This is a genomic window from Alphaproteobacteria bacterium, assembly GCA_004295055.1.
Lineage (GTDB): Bacteria > Pseudomonadota > Alphaproteobacteria > SHNJ01 > SHNJ01 > SHNJ01.
On record SHNJ01000006.1, the window covers coordinates 1 to 21,595 of the forward strand.

Genomic DNA, 21,595 nt, shown 5'->3' on the forward strand with positions numbered 1-21,595 from the left:
TTTTTATTTTTTTTAATCGCTTCCCAAATAGGTTTCTTACAAGAGCCACAATAGAAAAGTTGAATAGTGGTTTCACACGAAAGAATAAATTCTTCGGCTTCCTCTTTAGTAACTGGCTTGCCATGACTTCCTCTATTTGCCCAAGCCACTAAGAGATTTCTTGTATCCTCCCACTCAGGCTTAACAGCTCCAAGAGGCTCGTATTTATCGCCTTGCCTTATTTGATAAGATGTAGATTTACTTATTATTTTATCTAAAAAAGGAGAGGCGGTTCTCATGTCATTTTTTTCCCCTTTTAAAAAAGGCATTTCTAGATATATTTTCTCAGCCACAATTGGCATAAAAATATCCATATGCGATCGTGCGCGATTGATAGCAATTTCGGGATTTGTATTTAAGTATTCTTTTGCTTCCGCTATTAAACTTCCGGTCTGTGACCATGTAATTCCTTGTTCTGGCGATTGCCAAGGCATTAAATATTTAAATTCCCAATTTCCGCCCTGTAACAAAGTTCTTAACTCCGTATACCATTCTCTGTCATGAGTAAAAATTAAGACTTGTCTATCGCTAAATTCTTCTTGTAGAAGCTTATGTATTTGACTTCTGTGATCACGGTCAAAGCTTATAACAACATCGTCAAGTACGATAGGCTTGTCGGCTTCTTTCCCTTGGTTAGCCAAAGCCAGAAAAATACAGAGTGCTAAACTATTTCTATGGCCCTCGGAGAGCGTCAGTCTGGGCGAATCCTGTTTTTTGCCATAGAATTCTAGAGCTATATCTATACCCTTTATATTTTCTGGCGGGATATATAATTTGATTTCTTTAATGGGTTTGTTGGGATGTAATAGTTCCCAATATTTCTGAATATCCGAGCTAATAGCGCTAATTCGGTCGTTAGTTAGATTTTTTATATGATTTCTTATTTCCTGTTCAACAGCGATTAGGAAATTATGTGTATCAACGTAGTTATTTTTTATTGCAACTAGTTTATTCAGTTCAATTCTAGATAGAGCTATTTTAGCAATATGTATGTCAGCAGAAAGTTTGGCTGCTTGAGGCGGCGCATCCTCGGCTTTCTTTTTGAGGACGTTATATACGATTTTAAGATTGTTCTCTAAATACGCTAACTGCTCTTCTGTTATTTCTTTTTGCAATTCTTCTAGATTGTAATTCTTGATAGTAGCAATAATCGCTTTAATATTTTCTTGAGAGGGGGCATTTAACCAATCTGATAAAATCGGCGCTGAAATTTCTTTTATTAAATTTTCCAGATTTTTGGCGAGCGTGGACAATATTTTACGTTTCTGATTTAAGATAGAAAGAGCCAGCTCTAATCTCTTAATTTCTTTCCCAACTTGGTTTTTATATTCTTCGGTTGGTATTTCTTTGCCACAAGATGGGCATTCAATTTGCTCTAGACCACTAATCTTTTGAGCATATGTAGACGAGGATTGCAGAATTGAAAGCCTATCCTCAATGAAGGAGCCAAGATTTCCTAATACTGAGAAATCTATCTTCTTATAATCATCGACCGTTTGCAAATTACTCGTTTGGTATGCAGCTATGAATGCGGAATGTTCCTTTATAGAATTATTTGAATTTTCTAACTTGGCCTCTAAATCGTCATTTAATTTTTGAGCAGCCTCTAATAGGTTTGTGGCTGTATAATCCGGGTAGCCATAATTCTTTATTAAGTTAATAATATCATCCAATATTCCTTGGTCGTCTTTATCACCGAATATTTTTCTCCATTCATCTTCTACAAGGTTAATTTTCTGTGTTGTGCTGCTATTGTTAAAATTTTTCTCAATAATTTTGGATATACCTTTTATATTCTCTGCGGCAATTTCTAGGAATTCCAGCCCTAACAAGGGCAGTAAAGTGTTATATTTTTCTGTCTTAGTTGAATTTATAAAATTGCTTAGATTGTTATGACGCAATACAATTCTATGTGTATCCCATTCCTCCACCCTTAGATTTTTCTCGTCATCTTTCTGAGCTGAGCCATTATCAGCAATTTGATACTGTACATAGCTATTGCTAAATGTAAGTTTAATAATAGCCTTTTTATCGGCGGGTTTTTTGGTGTTTATGAGGGCTTTTTCTTGTTTCGTGCCACTATATTCATTGCACAAATGATCCACTCTTCCTTCTTCTAAGCAATATTCAATTGCATCCACGAATGTAGACTTTCCAGAACCATTATTTCCGTAGATAACTACTGACTTTTGTCGGGTCTCTAGGGATATTCGCTCTGCTGATCCCCTAAACCATTCCAAGCTTAAATTACTAATTCTCATAACGATCTCATTAAATTATATTTTTAATATTTGAGATGCGAGACTTTGCAAGTCTCTGGGAGACAGGTTTTCCTTGCATAATTTTTCTTTAATTAAAGAGCTAATCAAAGGAGCCAAGTCTGTATTTTTTAGTTGAGAGTTTGCCACCGCATTCCTTATGCAATCTTCAATCCAGTTTGAAACAGGTAGATGCACAATTTTTGTGCTTTTCTCGGTCGTCATTTGAATTACTCCGAAGTATTCCTCTTTTTATTGCTCTGCGCCCATTTATTTAATTCCGCGATTTTATAGCGGATAGCCTTTTTTAATTTCACATATTCAGGTCCGTCGCCTTTGTAGCGCATTCCTTGTAATGTCCGATGCGAAATTCCAAGAAATTCGGCAGCGTCTTTTTCGTTAATGTGTAAATCGGGATTCTTAAAATCGGGTTTTTTAGGTTTTTCTAATTTTTTGGATTTATTTAATGGCAGGATATTATTTTTGAATTTTTCTGGGTTATTGGATTTTCCCGTATTTTCTATATATTCCGGCTGGATATCGATAATTGGATTTATATCCTGTAATAACCGGATTCCTTCAAATTCCAATTTTTTATTTTTTAATTCAGACTTCTCCCAATCAATTTCACCATTTAAAAATAAATCCGGCGGAATTTTAAAGGGTTTATCGGTCATACGGCGCGGGGATTGGTAGCCATACGGAATTAAATCACCCCGTTTAATTTGGTCAGTAATATCAGCCCTAATAGCTGATAAAGCATTTTTATGGGATTGCAGGGTGGGGACTATTCCACCAATAAGCGCATTTAAACCGTTTAAAAGCTCCTGGGCATTATTAGCGGGTTTGATTTTTCCAGGATTAATATTATTTGCGGCCTTATATTTTTGAATTAATTGTGGCGCGGCGCATTGAAAGCAGGCTTCATTTAATGAAAGTCCGTTTAGAAAAGCATTTTCTGATATTTCGGCCAGCATTAATTTTCAAAAAAATCCTTGCTTGATAATACGGACCAAGACAAAGATTTAAGCGGCTTTAAAGGCTTGAGAGCTCGTAACCCCTTTAATGGCATTAATCGCCTTAATGATTTAAGTGGAGATAATTGTTTGGTCGGGCGGCTGGGGCCAGATTTGGAATGCTCGGTCATAAACGCGGCTTGGCCTTTTTGATCATAAATCCAGCCATTGTCGAGCCATCCAAGATGTTTTCCGGTAAAGGAATAAATAGAATCTTCGTAAATTACAGCAACTGGTTCCCCCGAAAATAAAAAGATGTGCTCATCATCTTCGGTATATGCCAATGCTTGTCCGGCGGAATTGTAAAATGTTGTCATTAACCCTTCTCCTGTATTTAAAATTATTGAGCAAAAATTCGAGATTTTCAACCCCGATATGCACTAATTATTATCGACCTAAGGGAGAAGAATCGCGAGGGTACTTATTGGTAACTCTGGATTTTTTCGGATTTCGGCGGATTTGCAAAAAACCCTTGTAAAATATGGCGCACCCGTGAGGATTCGAACCTCAAACCTTCTGATCCGTAGTCAGATGCTCTATCCAGTTGAGCTACGGGTGCAATCCTGTCTTGCCACCCAATCACTTGTCCTGCGAAGCCCAACGGGCGAAGCGGGAAGCTACGGGTGCAATCCGTTTTCGGCGGACGGTAATCGGGGTAAAAACCCAACGCCCAGCCTTTGAAAGAGGCGTGAAGTTACCCACAAACACCTCTTTTGGCAAGTATTTTTATCATTTCCGCCAATCATCGTTGCGGAACGCCTTCAAAACGGCGCCGGTTCAATTCAAAATCCGGTTTTTAACCACGCTTGGACCCCCCAAAATATCCGCTAAATAATCGTATTGGCTCGATTTTTCTGCTTTATCCCCCATGATCGGGCTTGTGGTTCCGGTATTGTTTGGTTAATATCGCCTTTGATTTTTGCGGCTGCCCTTAAGGGGGAGACCGCGCCTGTCTTTGTCCAAATATTTTCGCGAGAAATACACAATGATTTCCCTTACCCGTTGGACCCCAAAATTGGCCATGATTGCCGCCTGCACGATGTTGGCCGGTTGCAGCAATATGTCCACCCCTTCTTGGTGGTATACAGATCAAACGCCACCATCGCAATTTACGCCGGCCGCCGCACCAAATGTTCCGGCGAACGCGTCTTATTACAATTATTCTCCTGCCGCCGCCTATGCTGCATCGGGCACCGGCACCGGAATTGGCGAATTCGCGCCAATGCCGTATGTCGCGCCCACGTATGCCGGGCCGCAATTTAGCATGATCCCGCCGACCCCCGGTCCAATGACCGGCACCGAGGTTGGCATGAAGGTCGAAGCGATGCGCGGCGAGTTGTCGAATTTACAAGCCAATGTTCAAGCCAACAGCGACCAGTTTCGCCTGATCCGTCAAGAAACCGAAGTTTTAAGCCAGGGCTATCACGGACTTGTCGCCGCAATCAGCGCGCGGTTGCAAGTTGGCACAACGCCAGGCAATCCGATTCTGGTGCAGCAATGGAACGAAGCGCAAACACAGCTCGATCATATCAATGAAAATGTCGGCAAATTGAATAACGTTGCGACCATGGTTGCGGCGAATTCCAGCGTCGCCAATTTTATGTTGGAGTCGGTAAAAACCGCGTACAGCATTTCGGGCGCGGTTGATGAAGATCACCGCCAATTACGCATTATGGAAGACGATATTAACCGCTCGCTGGTCATGGTAGAGCGTTTGTTGCGGGAATTAAGCGAAGACGTCGCTCGTCAAACCAGCTATGTCAGTTCCGAGCGCAGCAATTTGACCGCATTATCCATGGCGGTGAAGAATGGCGAATTGTATGGCACCAGCCTGTCGAACAAAGGAGCAATGTCTGCGCCAAGCATGATATTGCCGAGTGCCCGCCCTTTTGATTCCGCGGTGCAGCCGGTTATATCCCAAAGCTTAGTGGATAGCACCTCTGCACCGCTGGTCGTTATTCGTTTTGACCGTCCGAACGTTCCGTATGAACGCGAACTATATACCGCGCTCAGCAAGGCTTTGGAACGTAAACCGGACGCGCAATTCAACGTGGTTTCCGTGTCGCCTGGCCGTGGCAATCCGGCATTTCAAGCGCTGGGCACATCCAGTTCGCGTAAACAGGCAGAGCAAGTGATGCGTTCTTTGACCGATATGGGTTTGTCGCCAAAACGCATTACCATTTCCAGCAAAAGCAGCCCGTCGGTGGACGTAAACGAAGTGCATTTATACGTGCGCTAATTTCCAAGACCCATGGCCGAATCCAGCACTTCCAAAAAAATATTTCCAGTATCGTGGGACGAAGTCCAACGCGATTGCCGCGCTTTGGCGTGGCGTGTGGCCGAACGCGGTCCATTCGATGGAATCGTGGTGGTGACGCGTGGCGGTCTTGTGCCTGCCGCCATTATTTCGCGGGTGTTGCAGGTGCGATATATCGATACGGTCTGTCTGGAAAGCTATGCGGCCGACCGCAGCCAATCCAATAAAGTAGAAATACTGAAAAAAATCAGCCATAGCGGCGAAAAATTATTGATCATCGATGATTTGGTCGATACCGGCGCTACGGCGAAGGTGATTCGCGAAATGTTGCCGAAGGCGCATTTCGCCACGGTGTATGCCAAGCCGCTGGGCAAACCATTGGTCGACACTTTTGTCACCGAAGTCAGCCAGGACACATGGATTCATTTGCCATGGGAAGAAGACACCAAGTTTTGGTAATTAGGCGCCTTCGTTAATATCGATATTGTCTATCAACCGCACGTTGCCAAGCCATGCCGCGCCCAGGATGCGGCCGGATTTGGCTGGCGCGGTCAATGGTTGCAGCATGTCGTTGTCCGCAACGCCGATATAATCGATTTTATCAAATCCCGCCTTGCGCAATTCGGTCATGATATCGACGCTGACTTTGCCGGGGTCTTCACCGGCGCGCAAACTTTTGGCCGCGGCTATCAGGCTTGCATAAAAAGCCGGCGCAATGGCCCGGTGTTCCGGCTTTAACAACATGTTCCGCGATGAACAGGCAAGCCCGTCTTTTTCGCGGATAGTAGGGCAGCCGATAATTTCAATCGGAATATTCAAATCCCGCACCATGGCGCGGATGACTTGCAGTTGCTGAAAATCTTTCTCGCCAAAAAAAGCATGGGTTGGCGTGACCATATTGAATAATTTGCAAACGACAGTGCTCATCCCATCGAAATGGCCTGGGCGGAAATTGCCTTCCCATCGGCCGGTAATATCGCCGACTTGCACTTTGGAATTATAGCCGCCGGGATAAACTTCTTTTACATCCGGATGAAATACCAAATCCGCCGCCGCATTGCGGCATCTTTCCATGTCCTGATCGATCAGGCGGGGATAATTGGCGAGATCGTCCGGACGGTTAAATTGGGTTGGGTTGACGAAAATACTGACCACTACGCGATCGCAGGTTTTTTTCGCTATTTCCACTAAACTCATATGCCCAACATGCAAAGCCCCCATGGTTGGCACAAAACCGACGGTCAGATTTTGCTTTTGCCAGGCTTTGATATGTTGCCGCAATTGCGCAACGGTGGTGCAGGTAGCTGTATTGGTATTGCTGACGATATTGGCGGCAGTGGTCATCATACGATCCTGTTATTTGGATTTTTTTGCGGTTTTATTTTTGGATTTAGCAATTTCGGCTTTCGGCTTAGTGCCAAAACAGTGTTCGGTCGACGGGAATTTGCGGGTACGTACTTCATCCGCATATTCTCCGGCTATTTTGCCAATCAAGGATTCCAGATTGGCGTATTGTTTGGCAAATCGCGGCACAAAATCATTGTTCATGCCAAGAACATCGTCGATCACCAATACTTGCCCATCGCATGCAGGCGAGGCGCCAATGCCGATCGTTGGAATATCGATCATGTTGGTAATGTCGCGCGCCACCGATTCCACCGTGGCTTCGATCACGACGCTGAATGCGCCGGCTTTTGCAACGGCTTTTGCGTCTTTCTTCAATTGAATGGCCGCATTATCGTTCGTGCCTTGCGCGCGATAACCGCCCAGCGATTGCACCGATTGCGGCAATAATCCAATATGACCCATCACCGCAATCCCGCGCGAGGTGAGGTATTGAATGGTATCGGCCATGATCTCGCCGCCTTCTAATTTAACCGCATCGCATCCGGTTTCCGCCATTACCCGTGCGGCGTTACGGTAAGCGGTTTCCTTCGATTCCTGATAACTGCCAAAAGGCATATCAATTACTACGCACGCCTGTTTGACGCCGCGCACAACGGCCGCGCCATGTTGGATCATCATATCCAATGTGACCGGCATGGTGGTTTGGTATCCATACATAGTCATGCCAAGCGAATCGCCGACCAATAAAATATCGACGTGCGGATCCAGAATTTTTGCCATAGGCGTCGTGTATGCGGTCAATGTGACAATAGGCTGCTTGCCTTTTTGTGCGCGAATGGCTGGAACGGTTTTCTTGGAATGAAGTGCGGTAATTTTGCTCATGACGTTACGATGCTATGCGGATATTGGGTCCGCCAATTTCTTGGTTGGAGATGGAAGTCGTTTTGTTGTTTTCATCGACAAAAACCACTTTTGGCTTATGTTGAACGGCGTCGGATTCATCCATTTCTTCGAAGGTTGCGATAATGACGGTATCGCCTTTTTGCATTAAATGCGCGGCTGCGCCATTAATGCAAATCACGCCGCTATTTTTTTCGCCGCAAATGGCATAGGTCTGCAATCGCGTGCCGCGCGTAATGTTCCAAACATGTACTTGTTCATTTTCAATGATGTCGGCGGCAGCCATTAACTCGCTGCTCATGGTGACGCTGCCTTCATAATCCAGATTGGCTTCGGTCACCGTGGCGCGGTGAATTTTGGATTTAAACATCAGGCGCTTTTTAGCCATATAGCCTCCTCAGCAGTACAAGAAAAATAGCAGAACTAACCCTATAAATGAACTATATTATCGCCTTGCAAAAGCAAGATTTAAGCATCCAGGGACGGGCGCGGAGCAGGCAAAGTTAGCAAAAATACTGTGCCTTTGGACGACGTTTCCAGCAATTCAATGTCTCCATCATGGGCGCGCATTAAATCCCGCGCAATGGTAAGGCCCAGCCCGGTGCCGCCCTTGCGGGTAGACCCTGCAAATGGCTGAAACAAGCGTTCCCGTGCCGTTGGTTTCAATCCTGGTCCATCGTCGGCAATGCGAATGGATGTGCCATTGTCATTTTGTTCGGCTGTCACGGTGATGTGTTTGGCGCCCGCTTCGAATGCGTTGCGAATCAGGTTGATAAATACGCGGAATAATTCATCGCGATCCGCATCGACGAATAAATCATTGGGGATTTGTATATCGATCAAATTGCTGTCGTCTTGCAAGCTGATGCTTTGCGCCACTTCCCGCGCCAAGCCATATAATGGAAACTTGCTGCGTTCGATTTGCGGAATGCCTTCTTTGGCAAATTGCAGTGTGTTTTCGCATAAATCCGTGGCGCGATCGATCGAAGACAGCAATCGCGGCGTCAGTTTTTGCACATTCGGATCGTCAATCGCCGCAATCCGGTCCGATACCAATTGCGCGGTCGATAAAATATTGCGCAAGTCATGATTGATTTTAGTCACCGCCGCGCCCATCGCCGCCAATCGCGCTTTTTGGCGCAAAGCCATCCGTAAACCCTGCTGCATATGCGCCAATTCGCGTTCGGCAATGCCGATTTCATCTTGCCGGTTGCTGGGGTGGATGGCTTTGTCGGGGTTTTCAGGATCAAGGCGGAACGCGGTCATGGCGGCGGTGATGCGTTGCATCGGTCCAACCATATAAAATTGCAGGGCTGCAAAAACCAGAATAGCGGTAATTAATGCCACGTTGACCGACAACTGGATATTGCGGTTGGTGTATTCCGCCAAAGGCTGGCGGATTTCTTGTTCGCTGACCACGATGCCGATATCAATTGTGGCATCGGTTGACGGAGAACCGCTGACGCGCATGATGCGGGATTCCTCATCCCATAAGACATGGAATGCCAATTTAGCCAGTTCCAGAATTGGCGTGTCGTTCAACTTTATTTCATAGTCCGCCGGGGTTGGCGGACCAATGACCGTCTGGTCGCCGTAATACCGGGAATAGCTGATTGATATTACATCCAGATTTTTCAACAAATCCGGACGGTTTAGTTTGTTGCCGGCGGGAGCGTTCAGAAAAGTGCTGGCCAAGAATGCGCCATCGATTTTTTGCTGCAAGGTCAGTTGATAAGACCGGGCGATGGATGGGACCAGAATAATCGCCTCGCTGACGATTACAAAAGCAACCGTCAAAACCAGAACGCGCAACGAAAGACTGTCGAAAAAACCTTGATTCATGAAATGATATATTCAGAATAATTGTTGAATTATGCCATAAAAACCGGGCTTTCGGAAACTAATTGGCCGAAGGTGCTGTAAAATCAGCCCAAATGGCGCGGTGATCCGATCCTAAATAAGGACTTATGCCCATTTGTTGCAGCTTGAAATCGGGAGTTGCAAAAATATGGTCGATCGATAGACCAAGACCGGGAATGGTCAGCAGCCAGGTATTTTTTGCTGGTAAAGTATTGGCCAATTTTAACCCAGTGCCGCTTGCAAAATCGCGCATGGTATAGGACCATGGCGTCGCATTCCAATCGCCGGCAATGATTACGGGGTTCGTTTGCTTCTTCACCAATGCGGCCAACATGGCGATATGTTTTTGGCGCATTCGAAAATGGTGCAGCTTCATTGGCGCGGGCGTATGAATTCCAATAACGGTGATGGGGCCGTACGGGGTTTGCAATTGCGCCAAGGCAGCCGGTGATCCGGGCATCGGCACGGCTTTTTTTACGGTTATCGGAAATTTGGAAAAAATCATTCCATGATAAAAATCCGCTTCCGGTTGTTGTACAACATATGGGTATATACCCAGCAAAGGTTTTAATGCCTCGGCCCAATCCGGCGTTCCTTCAACCAGAACAATGACATCGGCTTTGCTGGTTTGCAGGTATTCCAGGACTTGGCCGTATTTTTTATTTTCGTGCCACAAATTAAAACTCAATACCCGCAACGAAGCCTCTCCCGAGCCGCGGGGCATGATCGGCACATGTTGAATGCACAATAAGGTGCCCGTAATAACGGCGACGGCAATCAATATTCCGCATAGGGGTTTGATATTATAAAACCAAGCAAAACCGGCTAAGGCAATGGCGGCGATTATGCCCAGAATCCACCAATGAACGCATAAATCGAAAATCCAGCCATAACGGTCGAAACAGCCTAGTGCCAGGGCTAAAATTAGCGCAAAAGACAAGGATTTTAGGGCAAATTCCATGATTTTAGATCTTTGAGGGCGGTTGACTTATAGGGCAAAAACCAGTATACCAGCGAAGCTTAAAATATAGCAATTGCAACGTTTTGCACCTCCGCAAGGGTGGGGATGCATAGGTAGGGAGTTAATATTATGCCAAAAAGAACATATCAGCCCAGCAAACTGGTGCGCAAACGCCGTCATGGTTTTCGTAAACGCATGGAAACCGTTGGTGGCCGTAAAGTATTGTCCGGTCGCCGCAAAAAAGGCCGCAAAACATTAAGCGCGTAAATTCGCCTTAATAGGATGAGATATCATTGCAGGACCTGTTCCTGCAATTTTATTTAGGGCTCATGAAAAAATCCGCCGCTTTAGCCATTAAACCTTGGACCAGCCTTCGGAAGAATGGCGAGTTTCAGGCGATTTATAAATCGGGATCGCGGTTTTTCACCAAGAATCTGGGTATTTTTGCTAAAGAACATACGCCTGATTCGCCGCCGCGGTTGGGTTATGTCGCCAGCGCCGCCAAGGTCGGTAACGCGGTTAAGCGCAATCGCGCCAAACGCCGTCTGCGCGCCCTGGCCAGAAAATGCCTTACCAATTGCGCCCCGTCCACGCATGATTATGTATTGGTGGCCACCAATTCCACAAATGCCTGCGATTTCGATGTGCTGGAAAAAGATTTACAGACGGCGTTGCGCCGCTTAAAACTTAGTGTCTAGAATCTATATTATCCTGGAATTCATGTTATCCAAACTCGCCATTCTGCCGATCCGGTTTTATCAATTGGTAATCTCGCCATTGATCGGCCCATGCTGCCGTTACCATCCAAGCTGTTCGGAATATGCCGCGCTGGCGATTGAAAAACATGGGGTTTGGCGCGGTGGTTATTTAATCATGCGCCGTTTGTTGCGCTGCCATCCCGGCGCGGCGCATGGATATGATCCGGTTCCAGATTTGACTGCAAAAAATTAAAAAAGGTTTCTAATGAAAAGCGAACAAAAAAATCTAGTTCTCGCCATTGTGTTGTCGGCCATTATTCTGGGCGTGTTTGAAATCGCCTTCAAGCCGACGATTGTCGCGCAGCAACGCGCTTATGTAGAAACCAGCAAACAAGAATATGTGGCGCATCAACAGGAAATAGAAAAAAACAGCCGGCCCGTGGTAGAACGGGCGGCGTCCATGAATGCCGTTAAACGCGTTGCGTTTCATAATGGACGCATTTCGGGTTCGATCAATTTGCAAGGCGGCCGGATCGATGACGTGACTTTGACCAATTACCGGGAAACGGTCGATCCAACCAGCCCGAATATTGTCTTGCTGTCGCCGGAAAATACCAAGACCGGATATTATTCCGAATTTGGCTGGGTTAAAACCGGCGATGCCAATCCGGTTTTGCCGAATGGCGATACGATTTGGCGCGCCGATAAAACCGAACTGACGGCGGCACAGCCGGTGACTTTGACTTATGATAATGGCCAGGGTTTGGAATTTCAAAAAACCTATACGCTGGATCAGGATTATATGATCACGGTTACGCAAACCGTGCGCAACAAAGGCAATACGCCAGTATCTTTAGTTCCATACGCATTGATCGCGCGTTACTATGAACATCATGGCCGCGATTTCTTTGTCTTGCACGAAGGTTTGTTGGGCGTGCTTGACGGCACATTGCAGGAAACAAGATACAAAGATATCCGCGAAACGCAAAAACAAGAATTCACCTCGACCGGCGGCTGGCTGGGCATTACCGATAAATATTGGCTGGCGGCATTATCGCCAATGGCCGATCAACCGATCAAGGCGCGTTTTGCTTATAGCAAGGTCAAAAACGACGACCGCTATCAAACCGATTATACTCTGCCGGAACAAAAAATCGCGCCGGGGCAAAGTGCAACCGCGGTCAACCGGTTTTTCGCCGGCGCAAAAGAAGTCAAATTATTGGACCGGTATGAAAAAGAATCGAATATTCCGCGCTTTGATCTGGCGGTGGATTTCGGCTGGTATTATTTTCTGACCAAGCCGTTTTTCTTGCTGCTGCATTTCTTGTACACGCTGCTCGGAAATTTCGGCATCGCGATCCTGGTTTTGACCGTAATCGTCAAGGGCGTGATGTTTCCGCTTGCCAATAAATCCTATCATACGATGAATAAGATGAAGGAACTGCAGCCGGAGTTGATCAAATTGCGCGAAGAATACGGCCAGGATCCGCTGCGCCTGCAAAAGGAAATGGCGGCATTTTATCAGAAAAACCAAATCAACCCGCTGGCCGGATGCTTGCCGATTTTCATCCAGATTCCGGTATTTTTCTCGTTATATAAAGTATTGTTCGTTTCGATCGAAATGCGGCATCAGCCGTTTTTCGGCTGGATTCATGATTTATCGGCCCCAGATCCCACCACCATCTTTAATTTATTCGGTTTGATCGATTGGGCGCCGCCGGCTTATTTCTTATTCATCCCGCTGCATGTGGGAGCATGGCCGATTATTATGGGCTTTACCATGTGGTTGCAACAAAGATTGAATCCGGCGCCAATGGATAGCGCGCAACGCGTGGTGTTCGGCCTGTTTCCATATTTGTTCACCTTTATGTTGTCGAGTTTCCCGGCCGGTCTTGTGATTTACTGGTCGTGGAGCAACTTGCTCGGCATCTTGCAGCAATACGCCATCAAGCGTCATAAAATAGGACCCGATGCCCACAAACCCGTCTAAACCATTCACGGCGGCGGAATATAAAGGCGGATTAACGCTTTTTTCCGCGCCGTGCAAATTTATGCGCGGTGTTTCTAAAATCGAGGATTTGCAACAATTGCGCTGGCCGGAAATCGCCTTTGCCGGACGCTCTAACGTTGGCAAATCGAGTTTATTGAATGCACTGGTGCGCAATAAAACCATGGCGCGGGTATCCAACACGCCAGGCCGCACGCAGGAATTGAATTTTTTCAGCCTTGGCGACCGCTTGATCTTGGTCGATATGCCTGGATATGGATATGCCAAGGTGCCGGTCGAATCGCGCAAACACTGGGATAAGTTCTTGCCGCAATACCTAATTGGCCGCGATCAATTGCGGGTGGTTTTTGTATTGGTCGATGCGCGCCATGGCATCAAAGAATCCGATATTCAGATGATGCAATTGCTGGATCAGACCGAAACGCCGTTTCAGGTGATTTTCACCAAAGGCGATCAAATCAAACGCGATGCCATCGGCGATTTGATGCAATCGGCGGCGGATGTGGCGGATGAATTTTCCACCATGCAATTGCCACCCATGCTGGTCAGCAGCAAAACCAAAACCTGTATCGACGATTTGCAGGCGCATATTTACCGGATGGTAAAGTCCTAATGCCCAAAAACCGGCCGATGCAGGAGATTCAAAATTGGATTTTCGATCTCGATAATACCATCTATCCGGTCGACGCCAATATCCAGCAACAAGCCGACCAGCGCATGCCGCGCTATATCATGGATAAATTCGGCGTTGATTACGATGCGGCGCGAAAAATCCAGAAAGATTTGTATTTGAAATATGGAACGACCTTATCCGGTTTGGTCGAGGAAAATAAAATCGATCCATATCATTATTGGAATTATGTTTTCGATATCGATTATACCGGATTGAAACACGATCTGGCGCTGGCGGAATGCCTGTCCCGCCTGCCGGGCAAAAAATATATTTACAGCAATTCGCCGCGCTTTCACGCCGACAAAGTCTTGGGAACGATGGGAATAGCGGATTATTTTGACGGAGTTTTTGATTTGGCGGCGGCGGATTTCATTTCCAAGCCTCAGGCGGACAGTTATCGTAAAATGATTTCCTATTTCGGCCTTGACCCAAGCCAGTCTTTATTCATGGACGATGTGGCGCGCAATTTGGTTCCAGCGGCGCAATTGGGCATAACCACGGTTTATTTACAGCACGGAGCGCATCATCCGGATTTTGCAATTCCGATTCCGGACGATATTTTACCCTATATTCATTATCAAACCGATGATATGCTGCAATTTCTGCAAAACGCTCTTTTAACTTTGGATAAAAAATAATGACCGATCCCGTTCTTCTCACTCAAAAACTGGTACAGCAAGCCAGCATCACCCCATCGAAAAATGACGGCGCGCAGGAATTGAAATCCCGCACCGATGCGTTGAATATGTGCTTGGATTTATTGGAAGAACCGTTGAAGAAATTGGGGTTTGAATGCCACCGGATTGTGTTCGATCAGCCTGGATTTCCCAGCATTCCGAATTTATATGCCGAACGCGCGGGTAACGGCAAGCATTTGAATTTTACCGGCCATGTCGATGTGGTTCCGCCCGGCGACGTATCGGCGTGGAAATTCAATCCGTTTGGCGGCGAAATTGCGGATGGTTTTTTATACGGCCGCGGCACATCGGATATGAAAGGCAACATCGCGTCCTTTATTGCGGCGCTGGAAAAATTTATTCCTGCCAATCAGAATTCGGCACGCATCAGTTTGATTATTACCGGCGACGAGGAATCCTATGCCGTCAATGGCGTGCCAAAAATAGTTCCGTGGTTGAAACAACGCGGCATCGCATTCGATTATTGCCTGGTCGGCGAGCCGAGCAGCCCAAAAACCATGGGCGAAGAAATTAAAAATGGCCGCCGCGGCACCATGAATGCAACTTGCACCGTGCACGGCAAACAAGGCCATATCGCCTATCCCGAACGGTTCGATAATCCGGTTGTGCGCATGGGTAAATTTATCGCCGCATGCAGCGGCACGGATTTGGATAAGGGCAATGAATATTTCGCCCCATCCAGGTTGGAAGTAAACATCGTCGATCTGCCCAATCGCACCACCAATGTGGTTCCCAACAAAGTCACGTTCGGTTTTAACGTGCGTTGGAATTCGGAATGGACCAAGGAAACTTTATCGGCGCATTTGCGAAATCTTTGCGATCAACATTTGGGAACAGGGCAATATGATCTTGATATGGATTTTTCGGGCGGCGTCTATTTAACGCCCAAAGGCCCGTTTTTATCCGCGATCACCGATGCGGTTTGCGAAGTCACCGGCCGCACGCCAGAATGCACCACCGCTGGCGGCACATCCGACGGGCGCTTTGTGGTCGATATTTGCCCCTATGTCGTCGAATGCGGTGTAACATCGGAAACCATTCATCAAGTCGATGAGCGGGTAAAAGTGGATGATTTGAATAAGTTAGCCGATATTTACGAACGCGTATTAAAACGCCTATTCGCCTAATTTATTAATTGTTTCTCTAAAAGATAGTTTCTACAATCCAAATCTATGGACGGAACAGATTTTTTATCGGATCGCGCCTTTGGCGTTGAAATCGAAGCGGTGGGTTTCGATCCATATCGCGCGAATTCTATTCTTATGGATTCATCGCGGCCCGTTTTATTGCGCTGTGGCATGACCGCGCCGCAAACCCCGCCAGATAATCGTTTCGAGTTTTGGCAAATTATGCATGACGATACCGTCAAGGCCGGTTCACATTTGCCGCCGGATGCGGTGTTTGAATTGGCATCGCCAATATCCCAAGGCGCAAATGGATGGCAAGACATCGCCGAAGTCATGCAGGCCATGTTCGATCATGGCGCATTGGTCAATGATACCAGCAATTTGCAGGTTCAAATGGATTTGCGCGATGTTTGGGAAAATCCAGCTTTGCGGTTAGCCGTTAAAAAAGCGATCACCGAAATTTATATTGTTTTTGAACCAGGAATCGATTCCATTATTCGTCCGCGCCCATATCGCCATCGTTATTCCCGGCCATTGCGGGATTATTTCGAACCCGGCAAGGATGGACGCTTCGCCCTTCAATTGGTTTGTGATGAAATCAATCGGTGCAATGAAGATGATTTGGAAAAATTATTCACTTGGCCTAATGCAAAACCGGCTGTGAAATTCAGAGGTTACAAAACCGCAGAATATCGCGCCCATCAAGGTGTTTTGAATCCAGACCGCGCCCTGGGTTGGCTGGCGTTATGCCAAGGCATTACCGAAGCTGGCATGCAGATAGCGCAGGGATTATCGAGCTTGGATTTAATGATGGAGTCCGCGCAAAATCCGACAACGCCGGATGAATCATTGATGTGCTTGTTGCAATTTATTGGGAAACCCGGCCTTTGGCCATTATTGCATGCGCCGGAAATGATGCCTCGGTCAGCGCCAGTTAGTATGAAACCTTTAAAAAATACAACCCGTCCGGGGGCGCGGTTGGGCCCCCAACTTTTCGATCCTTCGCGTCCCGAACGCGGATAAAATTTTCCACGCCCCATTTTCCCAATCCCACTTGGACCAAAGATCCCGTGATATTGCGCACCATATGATGCAGGAATGAAGGGGCGCGGACAAACACGGAAATATTTTCGCCATCCCGTGCAACCGATATTTCATGCAAAGTCTTGATGGGCGATTTCGCCTGGCATTCCGAATCGCGGAAAGTGCTGAAATCATGGGTGCCAACCAAATGCTGTGCGGCCTGTTGCATCGCTTCGGCATCCAACGGCAGCGGAATTTGCCAGGCGCGATTGCGATCGACCGCCAACGGCGCACGGCGGTTGACGATGCGGTAAATATAAGAACGTTCCTTGGCTGAAAATCGCGCATGAAAGTTTTCATCCACTTTTTCTGCCCCTAAAATGGCGATAGGGTGGGGGTGCAGATGAAAATTCAACGCCTCGGATATTTTAAAAGAATCCAAATCGCGCGCGCAATCGAAATGCGCCACCTGGCTCAACGCATGCACGCCGGCATCGGTGCGTCCCGCGCCGGTTACGGTAACGCGTTCCTGGCAGAATTTATAAATCGCTTCTTCCAAACAACCTTGCACCGATGTGCCGTTATTCTGCCGCTGCCATCCCACGAACGGCGTGCCGTCATATTCTATGATAATTTTATAGCGGTTCATAAGGGCAGGGTTTTGGGGTTAGGGTTTTGGGTTTAAAGCAATACGGAATGCATCGGAATCTTAAATCCACGCAAGAATTCTTGTTTGGTCATGGGCTGTTTCCCAGGACGCTGTAATATAATGGGCGATAAAATTCCTTCGCCGGTTGCGATATTCAAATCATCGCTGATAACTGTGCCGGGTTTGTCGCCACGCAAATGATGAATATCGGCGCTGAAGATTTTAATCCGCTCTCCATTATATTCGAAATAGGCGCCGGGAAATGGCGCCAAGGCGCGGATTTGCCGTTCGATTTCGGCGGCGCTTTTATTCCAGTCGATTTTGGTTTCCGGTTTGGTGATTTTATGCGCGTAATTAGCGCGCGATTCATCTTGCGCTTGCGCCTTCATTTGCCCGGCCGCGATTTTCGGCAAATATTCGACAATCATTTCCGCAGCCAATTTGGTCAGTCTTTCGTGCAGCTCGCCAAAAATCATTTTGCTGTCGATGGGAATGGATTTCTGAATAAAGACCGGACCGGTATCCAATCCTTTTTCCATCTGCATCAATCCAATGCCGGTTTCGGCATCGCCGGCCCAAATCGCCCGTTGAATCGGCGCCGCGCCGCGCCAGCGCGGCAATAACGATCCATGAATATTGATGCATCCCATTTTCGGCGCATCCAGAATCGCTTGCGGTAATAGCAATCCATACGCCGCCACCACCGCAATATCCAAATTAAAATTTTTAAATTCAGCTTGAGTTTCCGCAGATTTCAGATTTTCCGGATGCAATACCGGAATACCTTGCGATTCGGCATATATTTGCACCGGCGATTTTTGCAATTGCTGACCGCGGCCCGATGGGCGCGGCGGCTGGGTATACACTGCCACAGGCCTTATGTCCGCTTCACATAATGCGGCCAGGGATTTTTGGGCAAATTCCGGCGTGCCCATGAAGGCGTAACGGATAGGGTTCATAAGTCGTGCTTTGGATCGGGCGGGGATTCCGCCAATTCGCGTTTCAGTTTGATCATTTTGCGCGTAATCATATCGCGTTTTAACTTCGATAAATAATCGACGAACAAAACCCCGTTCAAATGATCCAATTCATGTTGAATGCAAGTCGCCAGCAATCCGTCCGCATCGATTTCCCGGTTTTTGCCGGCAACATCCATATAGCGTAATTTGACGCGCGAAGGCCGTTCGATTTCGGCGTGAATGCCGGGGATGGATAAACATCCTTCTTCGTAAATTCTTGTATCTTCGGATTTCCAGATAATTTCCGGATTGATCATTTTCATGGGATCGGAAATCTTGCCGTCTTCCGCGCCACCGCGCTCGCCGAGATCAATAGTCACCAACCGCTCGCCGACGCCAATTTGCGGCGCGGCCAGGCCAATGCCCGGCGCGTCATACATGGTGGCCAGCATATTGTCCAATAACCGCTCGGTTTCCTTGGTTATTTTGGCAACCGGCTTTGCAACCGCGCGCAGTATCGGATCCGGCATAATTAAGATTGGCAGTAAAGTCATGGATTATGATATAAGGGTAAATCGAAACCCTGGCAACTGGATAGGCGCGAAAGAGGCTGGCAAATGACGATCAATTTGATGTTTTTGGCTCTGTTGGCGGCAATTGCGGCCCTTGCGTTCGCAGTATTGCGCGGTAAAAAACCGGATGCCGAAATCTCCGGCAAAATCAGCCTTTTGGCCGAGCAGCAAGCCACATTACAGCGCGTTTTATCCGAACAATTGCAGGGCCAGGAACGCAATATCAGCAAGGGCCTTGAAGACCGTTTGACCGATTTGAAAACCCGCATGGCGGTATTCGATGCGGCGCAGGAAAAAATTTCGCAATTATCGGCGCAGGTTGTCAGCTTGCAAGATGTGCTGGCGCATAATTATACCCGCGGCATGTTCGGCGAAGTGCAGTTGCAAAATTTGCTGGAATCGGTGCTGCCTTCCTCCGCTTTTGCGATTCAGCATATGATGCCATCCGGCGCCCGCGTCGATTTTTTATTGCATATGCCGTACCCGCCGGGACCGATCGGCATTGATGCGAAATTTCCGCTCGATGCCTATCGCTCCATGAAAGATGCGGCGAATGACGACGAATTGAAAATCGCGCGTAAAAGTTTTACCCAAAGCATCAAGCGCAAGATCGACGATATCGCGCAAAAATATATTGTCACCGGCCACACCGCCGATTCCGCATTGATGTTTATTCCATCGGAATCGGTATTCGCCGAATTGCACAGCAATTTCGAAGATTTGCTGGAATATTCCTATTCGCAGCGCGTATGGATCGTATCGCCGACCACCATGATGGCGACATTGAATACGCTGCGTGCGATCATGCGCGATGTAAAAATGCGCGAACAAGCCAATTTGATTCAGGCGGAAGTAAAATTGCTGTTCGACGATATTGCGCGGCTGCAAGATAGAATGGGCAAGTTGCAAAATTATTTCGGGCAGAGCGAGGAAGCCTTGCGCCAAATGGGCGTCAGCGTGGATAAAATTTCCCGCCGCGGCCATAAAATTGTCGATGTTGAAACATCATTGCCCGAAAATCAGGAATCCCAGCCTATTGCGGTTTTAAAAGTGGTTGAGTAATAAACCCTTGGATTTGTGCGGGTTTTGTGCTAATACGGAAACGTTATTACAACGGGAGCCATAGTATGGAAGCATTTATTTTTGTATTGGTCTTTGTCGCTTTAGTCATGGTGCTGGTATATGCCAGTGTTAAACCCGTCCCCCAAGGCCGGCAATTTACCGTCGAGCGATTCGGCCGGTATATTCGCACCTTGGAACCAGGCTTAAATTTCATTATGCCGTTCGTGGACCGTGTTGGCGCGCGCATCAGCATGATGGAAACCGTACTGGATGTTCCGGAACAAGAAGTCATTACCAAAGACAACGCGATGGTCAAGGCCGATGGCGTGGTATTCTTTCAGGTATTGGATGCCGCCAAGGCCGCTTACGAAGTCAACGATCTCGCCAACGCCATTTTGAATTTGGTCATGACCAATATCCGTACCGTGATGGGTTCGATGGATTTGGACGAATTATTGTCGCAACGCGACCGGATCAATGTGCAATTGATGCGCGTTGTGGACGAGGCGACCGCGCCATGGGGCGTGAAAATTACCCGCGTTGAAATTAAAGATATCTCGCCGCCACGCGATCTGGTGGATGCGATGGCGCGGCAAATGAAGGCCGAACGCGATAAACGCGCGTCGATCCTGGATGCCGAAGGCCAGCGCCAAGCCGATATCTTGCGCGCCGAAGGCGAAAAACAGTCTATGATTCTGGCGTCCGAAGGCCGCAAAGAAGCGGCATTCCGCGACGCAGAGGCACGCGAACGCGCGGCGGACGCCGAAGCGCATGCGACTATGTCGGTCAGCGAAGCCATCAATCGCGGCTCTGTCCATGCGGTCAATTATTTCGTCGCGCAGAAATATATCGATGCGCTTGGCGCAATGGCCAGCGCCAACAACCAAAAAGTTATTTTCATGCCGCTCGAGGCCAGCGGCGTGATCGGCGCGTTGGGCGGCATTACCGAGATCGTCAAAAATTCGATGCAACAACAGGCGGCGAATCAAGACGGCAGCGTCAAAGAAAATTTATTTAAAAGCGGATAATTCATGGATCTGATTTCCGAACATATTCATTGGGGCTGGTTTACGCTGGCCGCCATTTTGATTATTATGGAAGTCGTCTCGCCGACATTCTTTTTTATTTGGCCGGGAATTGCCGCGGCGTGTATCGGCGTTTTGGCGATAATATCGCCGGACATGGGATTAACCCCGCGGCTTGCCGTTTTTGCCATTCTTACTTTTGTTTTTGCCGCCGGTTGGAAGGCTTATATCAAAAAATATCCAACGCAAAGCGACGATCCAAATTTGAATAACCGCGCCGCGCAATTGATTGGCCGAACCGGCATTGTAATCGAAGCGATCAAGGATGGCCGTGGCCGGGTGCGGGTCGGCGATGGTGCCTGGATCGCCGAAGGCCCGGATTGCCCGGAACAGACCGTTGTAACCATTGAAAGCGCCCAATCGACCACACTTCGGGTTCGGAAATAACACATAAAAATCAATA

Annotated in this window: 25 protein-coding genes and 1 tRNA gene; 13 read left to right on the forward strand and 13 right to left on the reverse strand. The window is 47.4% G+C overall.

Annotated elements, in window-relative coordinates; translation table 11 throughout:
• The 5 genes from EYC62_00400 to EYC62_00420 form a co-directional block, all read right to left on the reverse strand.
• A partial coding sequence (locus EYC62_00400; protein TAH37731.1) for a hypothetical protein occupies positions 1-2,300 on the reverse strand: 2,300 nt, incomplete at its 3' end.
• A 15-nt stretch (positions 2,301-2,315) separates the two neighbouring features.
• Positions 2,316-2,522: a hypothetical protein gene (locus EYC62_00405; GenBank protein ID TAH37732.1), complete on the reverse strand. Its 207-nt coding sequence runs from the start codon at positions 2,520-2,522 to the stop codon at positions 2,316-2,318.
• Positions 2,523-2,527: 5 nt separating this feature from the next.
• Positions 2,528-2,974: a DNA-binding protein gene (locus EYC62_00410; GenBank protein ID TAH37838.1), complete on the reverse strand. Its 447-nt coding sequence runs from the start codon at positions 2,972-2,974 to the stop codon at positions 2,528-2,530.
• Positions 2,975-3,273: 299 nt separating this feature from the next.
• On the reverse strand, positions 3,274-3,681 hold the full coding sequence (locus EYC62_00415) for a hypothetical protein (GenBank protein TAH37733.1): 408 nt from the start codon (positions 3,679-3,681) through the stop codon (positions 3,274-3,276).
• A 114-nt stretch (positions 3,682-3,795) separates the two neighbouring features.
• Positions 3,796-3,872: transfer RNA gene (locus EYC62_00420), tRNA-Arg, on the reverse strand.
• A gap of 426 nt (positions 3,873-4,298) precedes the next feature.
• Here EYC62_00420 and EYC62_00425 point away from each other — a divergent pair.
• Together EYC62_00425 and EYC62_00430 are read left to right on the forward strand one after the other, a co-directional pair.
• Positions 4,299-5,552 carry a hypothetical protein gene (locus tag EYC62_00425; protein TAH37734.1) on the forward strand — a complete coding sequence of 418 codons (1,254 nt, stop codon included), beginning with the start codon at positions 4,299-4,301 and terminating at the stop codon, positions 5,550-5,552.
• A 12-nt stretch (positions 5,553-5,564) separates the two neighbouring features.
• Positions 5,565-6,029, forward strand: a complete 465-nt coding sequence (locus tag EYC62_00430) for a xanthine phosphoribosyltransferase (GenBank protein ID TAH37735.1) — start codon at positions 5,565-5,567, stop codon at positions 6,027-6,029.
• Here EYC62_00430 and EYC62_00435 read toward each other — a convergent pair whose 3' ends face one another.
• The 5 genes from EYC62_00435 to EYC62_00455 all read right to left on the reverse strand — a co-directional run bounded on the left by EYC62_00435 (position 6,030) and on the right by EYC62_00455 (position 10,638).
• Positions 6,030-6,914, reverse strand: a complete 885-nt coding sequence (locus EYC62_00435) for a pantoate--beta-alanine ligase (GenBank protein TAH37736.1) — start codon at positions 6,912-6,914, stop codon at positions 6,030-6,032.
• A 12-nt stretch (positions 6,915-6,926) separates the two neighbouring features.
• Positions 6,927-7,799: a 3-methyl-2-oxobutanoate hydroxymethyltransferase gene (panB, locus tag EYC62_00440; GenBank protein ID TAH37737.1), complete on the reverse strand. Its 873-nt coding sequence runs from the start codon at positions 7,797-7,799 to the stop codon at positions 6,927-6,929.
• A gap of 4 nt (positions 7,800-7,803) precedes the next feature.
• Entirely contained in the window at positions 7,804-8,205 is a 402-nt protein-coding gene (locus EYC62_00445) for an aspartate 1-decarboxylase (protein ID TAH37738.1), read from the reverse strand.
• An 80-nt stretch (positions 8,206-8,285) separates the two neighbouring features.
• Complete coding sequence (locus tag EYC62_00450) at positions 8,286-9,659, reverse strand: HAMP domain-containing histidine kinase (protein ID TAH37739.1); 1,374 nt, start codon at positions 9,657-9,659, stop codon at positions 8,286-8,288.
• 58 nt (positions 9,660-9,717) lie between these two features.
• A complete protein-coding gene (locus EYC62_00455) occupies positions 9,718-10,638 on the reverse strand; it encodes a hypothetical protein (protein TAH37740.1) in 921 nt (306 codons plus the stop codon).
• A 129-nt stretch (positions 10,639-10,767) separates the two neighbouring features.
• On the opposite strand from EYC62_00455, the gene EYC62_00460 reads away from it, so the two are divergent.
• From EYC62_00460 to EYC62_00495, 8 genes are all read left to right on the forward strand, one after another.
• Positions 10,768-10,905, forward strand: a complete 138-nt coding sequence (locus EYC62_00460; protein ID TAH37741.1) for a 50S ribosomal protein L34 — start codon at positions 10,768-10,770, stop codon at positions 10,903-10,905.
• A gap of 62 nt (positions 10,906-10,967) precedes the next feature.
• Positions 10,968-11,336 carry a ribonuclease P protein component gene (rnpA, locus tag EYC62_00465; GenBank protein ID TAH37742.1) on the forward strand — a complete coding sequence of 123 codons (369 nt, stop codon included), beginning with the start codon at positions 10,968-10,970 and terminating at the stop codon, positions 11,334-11,336.
• A gap of 22 nt (positions 11,337-11,358) precedes the next feature.
• On the forward strand, positions 11,359-11,589 hold the full coding sequence (yidD, locus tag EYC62_00470) for a membrane protein insertion efficiency factor YidD (protein ID TAH37743.1): 231 nt from the start codon (positions 11,359-11,361) through the stop codon (positions 11,587-11,589).
• 12 nt (positions 11,590-11,601) lie between these two features.
• Positions 11,602-13,326 (forward strand): membrane protein insertase YidC, encoded by a 1,725-nt coding sequence (gene yidC, locus EYC62_00475; protein TAH37744.1) that lies wholly within the window; start codon positions 11,602-11,604, stop codon positions 13,324-13,326.
• A complete protein-coding gene (locus tag EYC62_00480) occupies positions 13,307-13,957 on the forward strand; it encodes a YihA family ribosome biogenesis GTP-binding protein (GenBank protein TAH37745.1) in 651 nt (216 codons plus the stop codon). The genes yidC and EYC62_00480 overlap by 20 nt, the downstream gene beginning before the upstream one ends.
• Positions 13,957-14,655 carry a pyrimidine 5'-nucleotidase gene (locus EYC62_00485; GenBank protein TAH37746.1) on the forward strand — a complete coding sequence of 233 codons (699 nt, stop codon included), beginning with the start codon at positions 13,957-13,959 and terminating at the stop codon, positions 14,653-14,655. Before EYC62_00480 ends, EYC62_00485 begins: the two co-directional genes overlap by 1 nt.
• Positions 14,655-15,842 (forward strand): succinyl-diaminopimelate desuccinylase, encoded by a 1,188-nt coding sequence (locus EYC62_00490; GenBank protein TAH37747.1) that lies wholly within the window; start codon positions 14,655-14,657, stop codon positions 15,840-15,842. The genes EYC62_00485 and EYC62_00490 overlap by 1 nt, the downstream gene beginning before the upstream one ends.
• Positions 15,843-15,887: 45 nt before the next feature.
• Positions 15,888-16,865, forward strand: coding sequence for a hypothetical protein (locus EYC62_00495; protein ID TAH37748.1), 978 nt, complete (start codon positions 15,888-15,890; stop codon positions 16,863-16,865).
• On the opposite strand, the gene truA is transcribed toward EYC62_00495, so the two are convergent.
• Genes truA through EYC62_00510 form a run of 3 tightly spaced genes read right to left on the reverse strand, consistent with a single transcriptional unit; the run spans position 16,777 to position 19,027 of the window.
• On the reverse strand, positions 16,777-17,514 hold the full coding sequence (truA, locus tag EYC62_00500; protein ID TAH37749.1) for a tRNA pseudouridine(38-40) synthase TruA: 738 nt from the start codon (positions 17,512-17,514) through the stop codon (positions 16,777-16,779). The genes EYC62_00495 and truA overlap by 89 nt on opposite strands.
• Positions 17,515-17,546: 32 nt before the next feature.
• Positions 17,547-18,473, reverse strand: a complete 927-nt coding sequence (locus EYC62_00505; GenBank protein ID TAH37750.1) for a methionyl-tRNA formyltransferase — start codon at positions 18,471-18,473, stop codon at positions 17,547-17,549.
• The gene (locus EYC62_00510) at positions 18,470-19,027 is read right to left on the reverse strand and encodes a peptide deformylase (GenBank protein ID TAH37751.1); all 558 of its coding nucleotides are present in this window, start codon (positions 19,025-19,027) and stop codon (positions 18,470-18,472) included. The genes EYC62_00505 and EYC62_00510 overlap by 4 nt, the downstream gene beginning before the upstream one ends.
• Positions 19,028-19,090: 63 nt before the next feature.
• Between EYC62_00510 and rmuC the strand changes: the two genes are divergently transcribed.
• The 3 genes from rmuC to EYC62_00525 all read left to right on the forward strand — a co-directional run bounded on the left by rmuC (position 19,091) and on the right by EYC62_00525 (position 21,579).
• Positions 19,091-20,107 carry a DNA recombination protein RmuC gene (gene rmuC / locus EYC62_00515; GenBank protein ID TAH37752.1) on the forward strand — a complete coding sequence of 339 codons (1,017 nt, stop codon included), beginning with the start codon at positions 19,091-19,093 and terminating at the stop codon, positions 20,105-20,107.
• Positions 20,108-20,172: 65 nt separating this feature from the next.
• Positions 20,173-21,135 (forward strand): SPFH/Band 7/PHB domain protein, encoded by a 963-nt coding sequence (locus EYC62_00520; protein TAH37753.1) that lies wholly within the window; start codon positions 20,173-20,175, stop codon positions 21,133-21,135.
• Positions 21,136-21,138: 3 nt separating this feature from the next.
• Positions 21,139-21,579, forward strand: a complete 441-nt coding sequence (locus EYC62_00525; GenBank protein TAH37754.1) for an NfeD family protein — start codon at positions 21,139-21,141, stop codon at positions 21,577-21,579.
• Positions 21,580-21,595 lie beyond the last annotated feature (16 nt).

Bases quoted from the DNA above. Each gene is read 5' to 3' on its own strand.
- EYC62_00405 (TAH37732.1), bottom strand. From the start codon at position 2,522: ATGACGACCGAGAAAAGCACAAAAATTGTGCATCTACCTGTTTCAAAC.
- EYC62_00410 (TAH37838.1), bottom strand. From the start codon at position 2,974: ATGACCGATAAACCCTTTAAAATTCCGCCGGATTTATTTTTAAATGGT.
- EYC62_00425 (TAH37734.1), top strand. From the start codon at position 4,299: ATGATTTCCCTTACCCGTTGGACCCCAAAATTGGCCATGATTGCCGCC.
- EYC62_00430 (TAH37735.1), top strand. From the start codon at position 5,565: ATGGCCGAATCCAGCACTTCCAAAAAAATATTTCCAGTATCGTGGGAC.
- EYC62_00435 (TAH37736.1), bottom strand. From the start codon at position 6,914: ATGACCACTGCCGCCAATATCGTCAGCAATACCAATACAGCTACCTGC.
- panB (TAH37737.1), bottom strand. From the start codon at position 7,799: ATGAGCAAAATTACCGCACTTCATTCCAAGAAAACCGTTCCAGCCATT.
- EYC62_00445 (TAH37738.1), bottom strand. From the start codon at position 8,205: ATGGCTAAAAAGCGCCTGATGTTTAAATCCAAAATTCACCGCGCCACG.
- EYC62_00450 (TAH37739.1), bottom strand. From the start codon at position 9,659: ATGAATCAAGGTTTTTTCGACAGTCTTTCGTTGCGCGTTCTGGTTTTG.
- EYC62_00455 (TAH37740.1), bottom strand. From the start codon at position 10,638: ATGGAATTTGCCCTAAAATCCTTGTCTTTTGCGCTAATTTTAGCCCTG.
- EYC62_00460 (TAH37741.1), top strand. From the start codon at position 10,768: ATGCCAAAAAGAACATATCAGCCCAGCAAACTGGTGCGCAAACGCCGT.
- rnpA (TAH37742.1), top strand. From the start codon at position 10,968: ATGAAAAAATCCGCCGCTTTAGCCATTAAACCTTGGACCAGCCTTCGG.
- yidD (TAH37743.1), top strand. From the start codon at position 11,359: ATGTTATCCAAACTCGCCATTCTGCCGATCCGGTTTTATCAATTGGTA.
- yidC (TAH37744.1), top strand. From the start codon at position 11,602: ATGAAAAGCGAACAAAAAAATCTAGTTCTCGCCATTGTGTTGTCGGCC.
- EYC62_00480 (TAH37745.1), top strand. From the start codon at position 13,307: ATGCCCACAAACCCGTCTAAACCATTCACGGCGGCGGAATATAAAGGC.
- EYC62_00485 (TAH37746.1), top strand. From the start codon at position 13,957: ATGCCCAAAAACCGGCCGATGCAGGAGATTCAAAATTGGATTTTCGAT.
- EYC62_00490 (TAH37747.1), top strand. From the start codon at position 14,655: ATGACCGATCCCGTTCTTCTCACTCAAAAACTGGTACAGCAAGCCAGC.
- EYC62_00495 (TAH37748.1), top strand. From the start codon at position 15,888: ATGGACGGAACAGATTTTTTATCGGATCGCGCCTTTGGCGTTGAAATC.
- truA (TAH37749.1), bottom strand. From the start codon at position 17,514: ATGAACCGCTATAAAATTATCATAGAATATGACGGCACGCCGTTCGTG.
- EYC62_00505 (TAH37750.1), bottom strand. From the start codon at position 18,473: ATGAACCCTATCCGTTACGCCTTCATGGGCACGCCGGAATTTGCCCAA.
- EYC62_00510 (TAH37751.1), bottom strand. From the start codon at position 19,027: ATGACTTTACTGCCAATCTTAATTATGCCGGATCCGATACTGCGCGCG.
- rmuC (TAH37752.1), top strand. From the start codon at position 19,091: ATGACGATCAATTTGATGTTTTTGGCTCTGTTGGCGGCAATTGCGGCC.
- EYC62_00520 (TAH37753.1), top strand. From the start codon at position 20,173: ATGGAAGCATTTATTTTTGTATTGGTCTTTGTCGCTTTAGTCATGGTG.
- EYC62_00525 (TAH37754.1), top strand. From the start codon at position 21,139: ATGGATCTGATTTCCGAACATATTCATTGGGGCTGGTTTACGCTGGCC.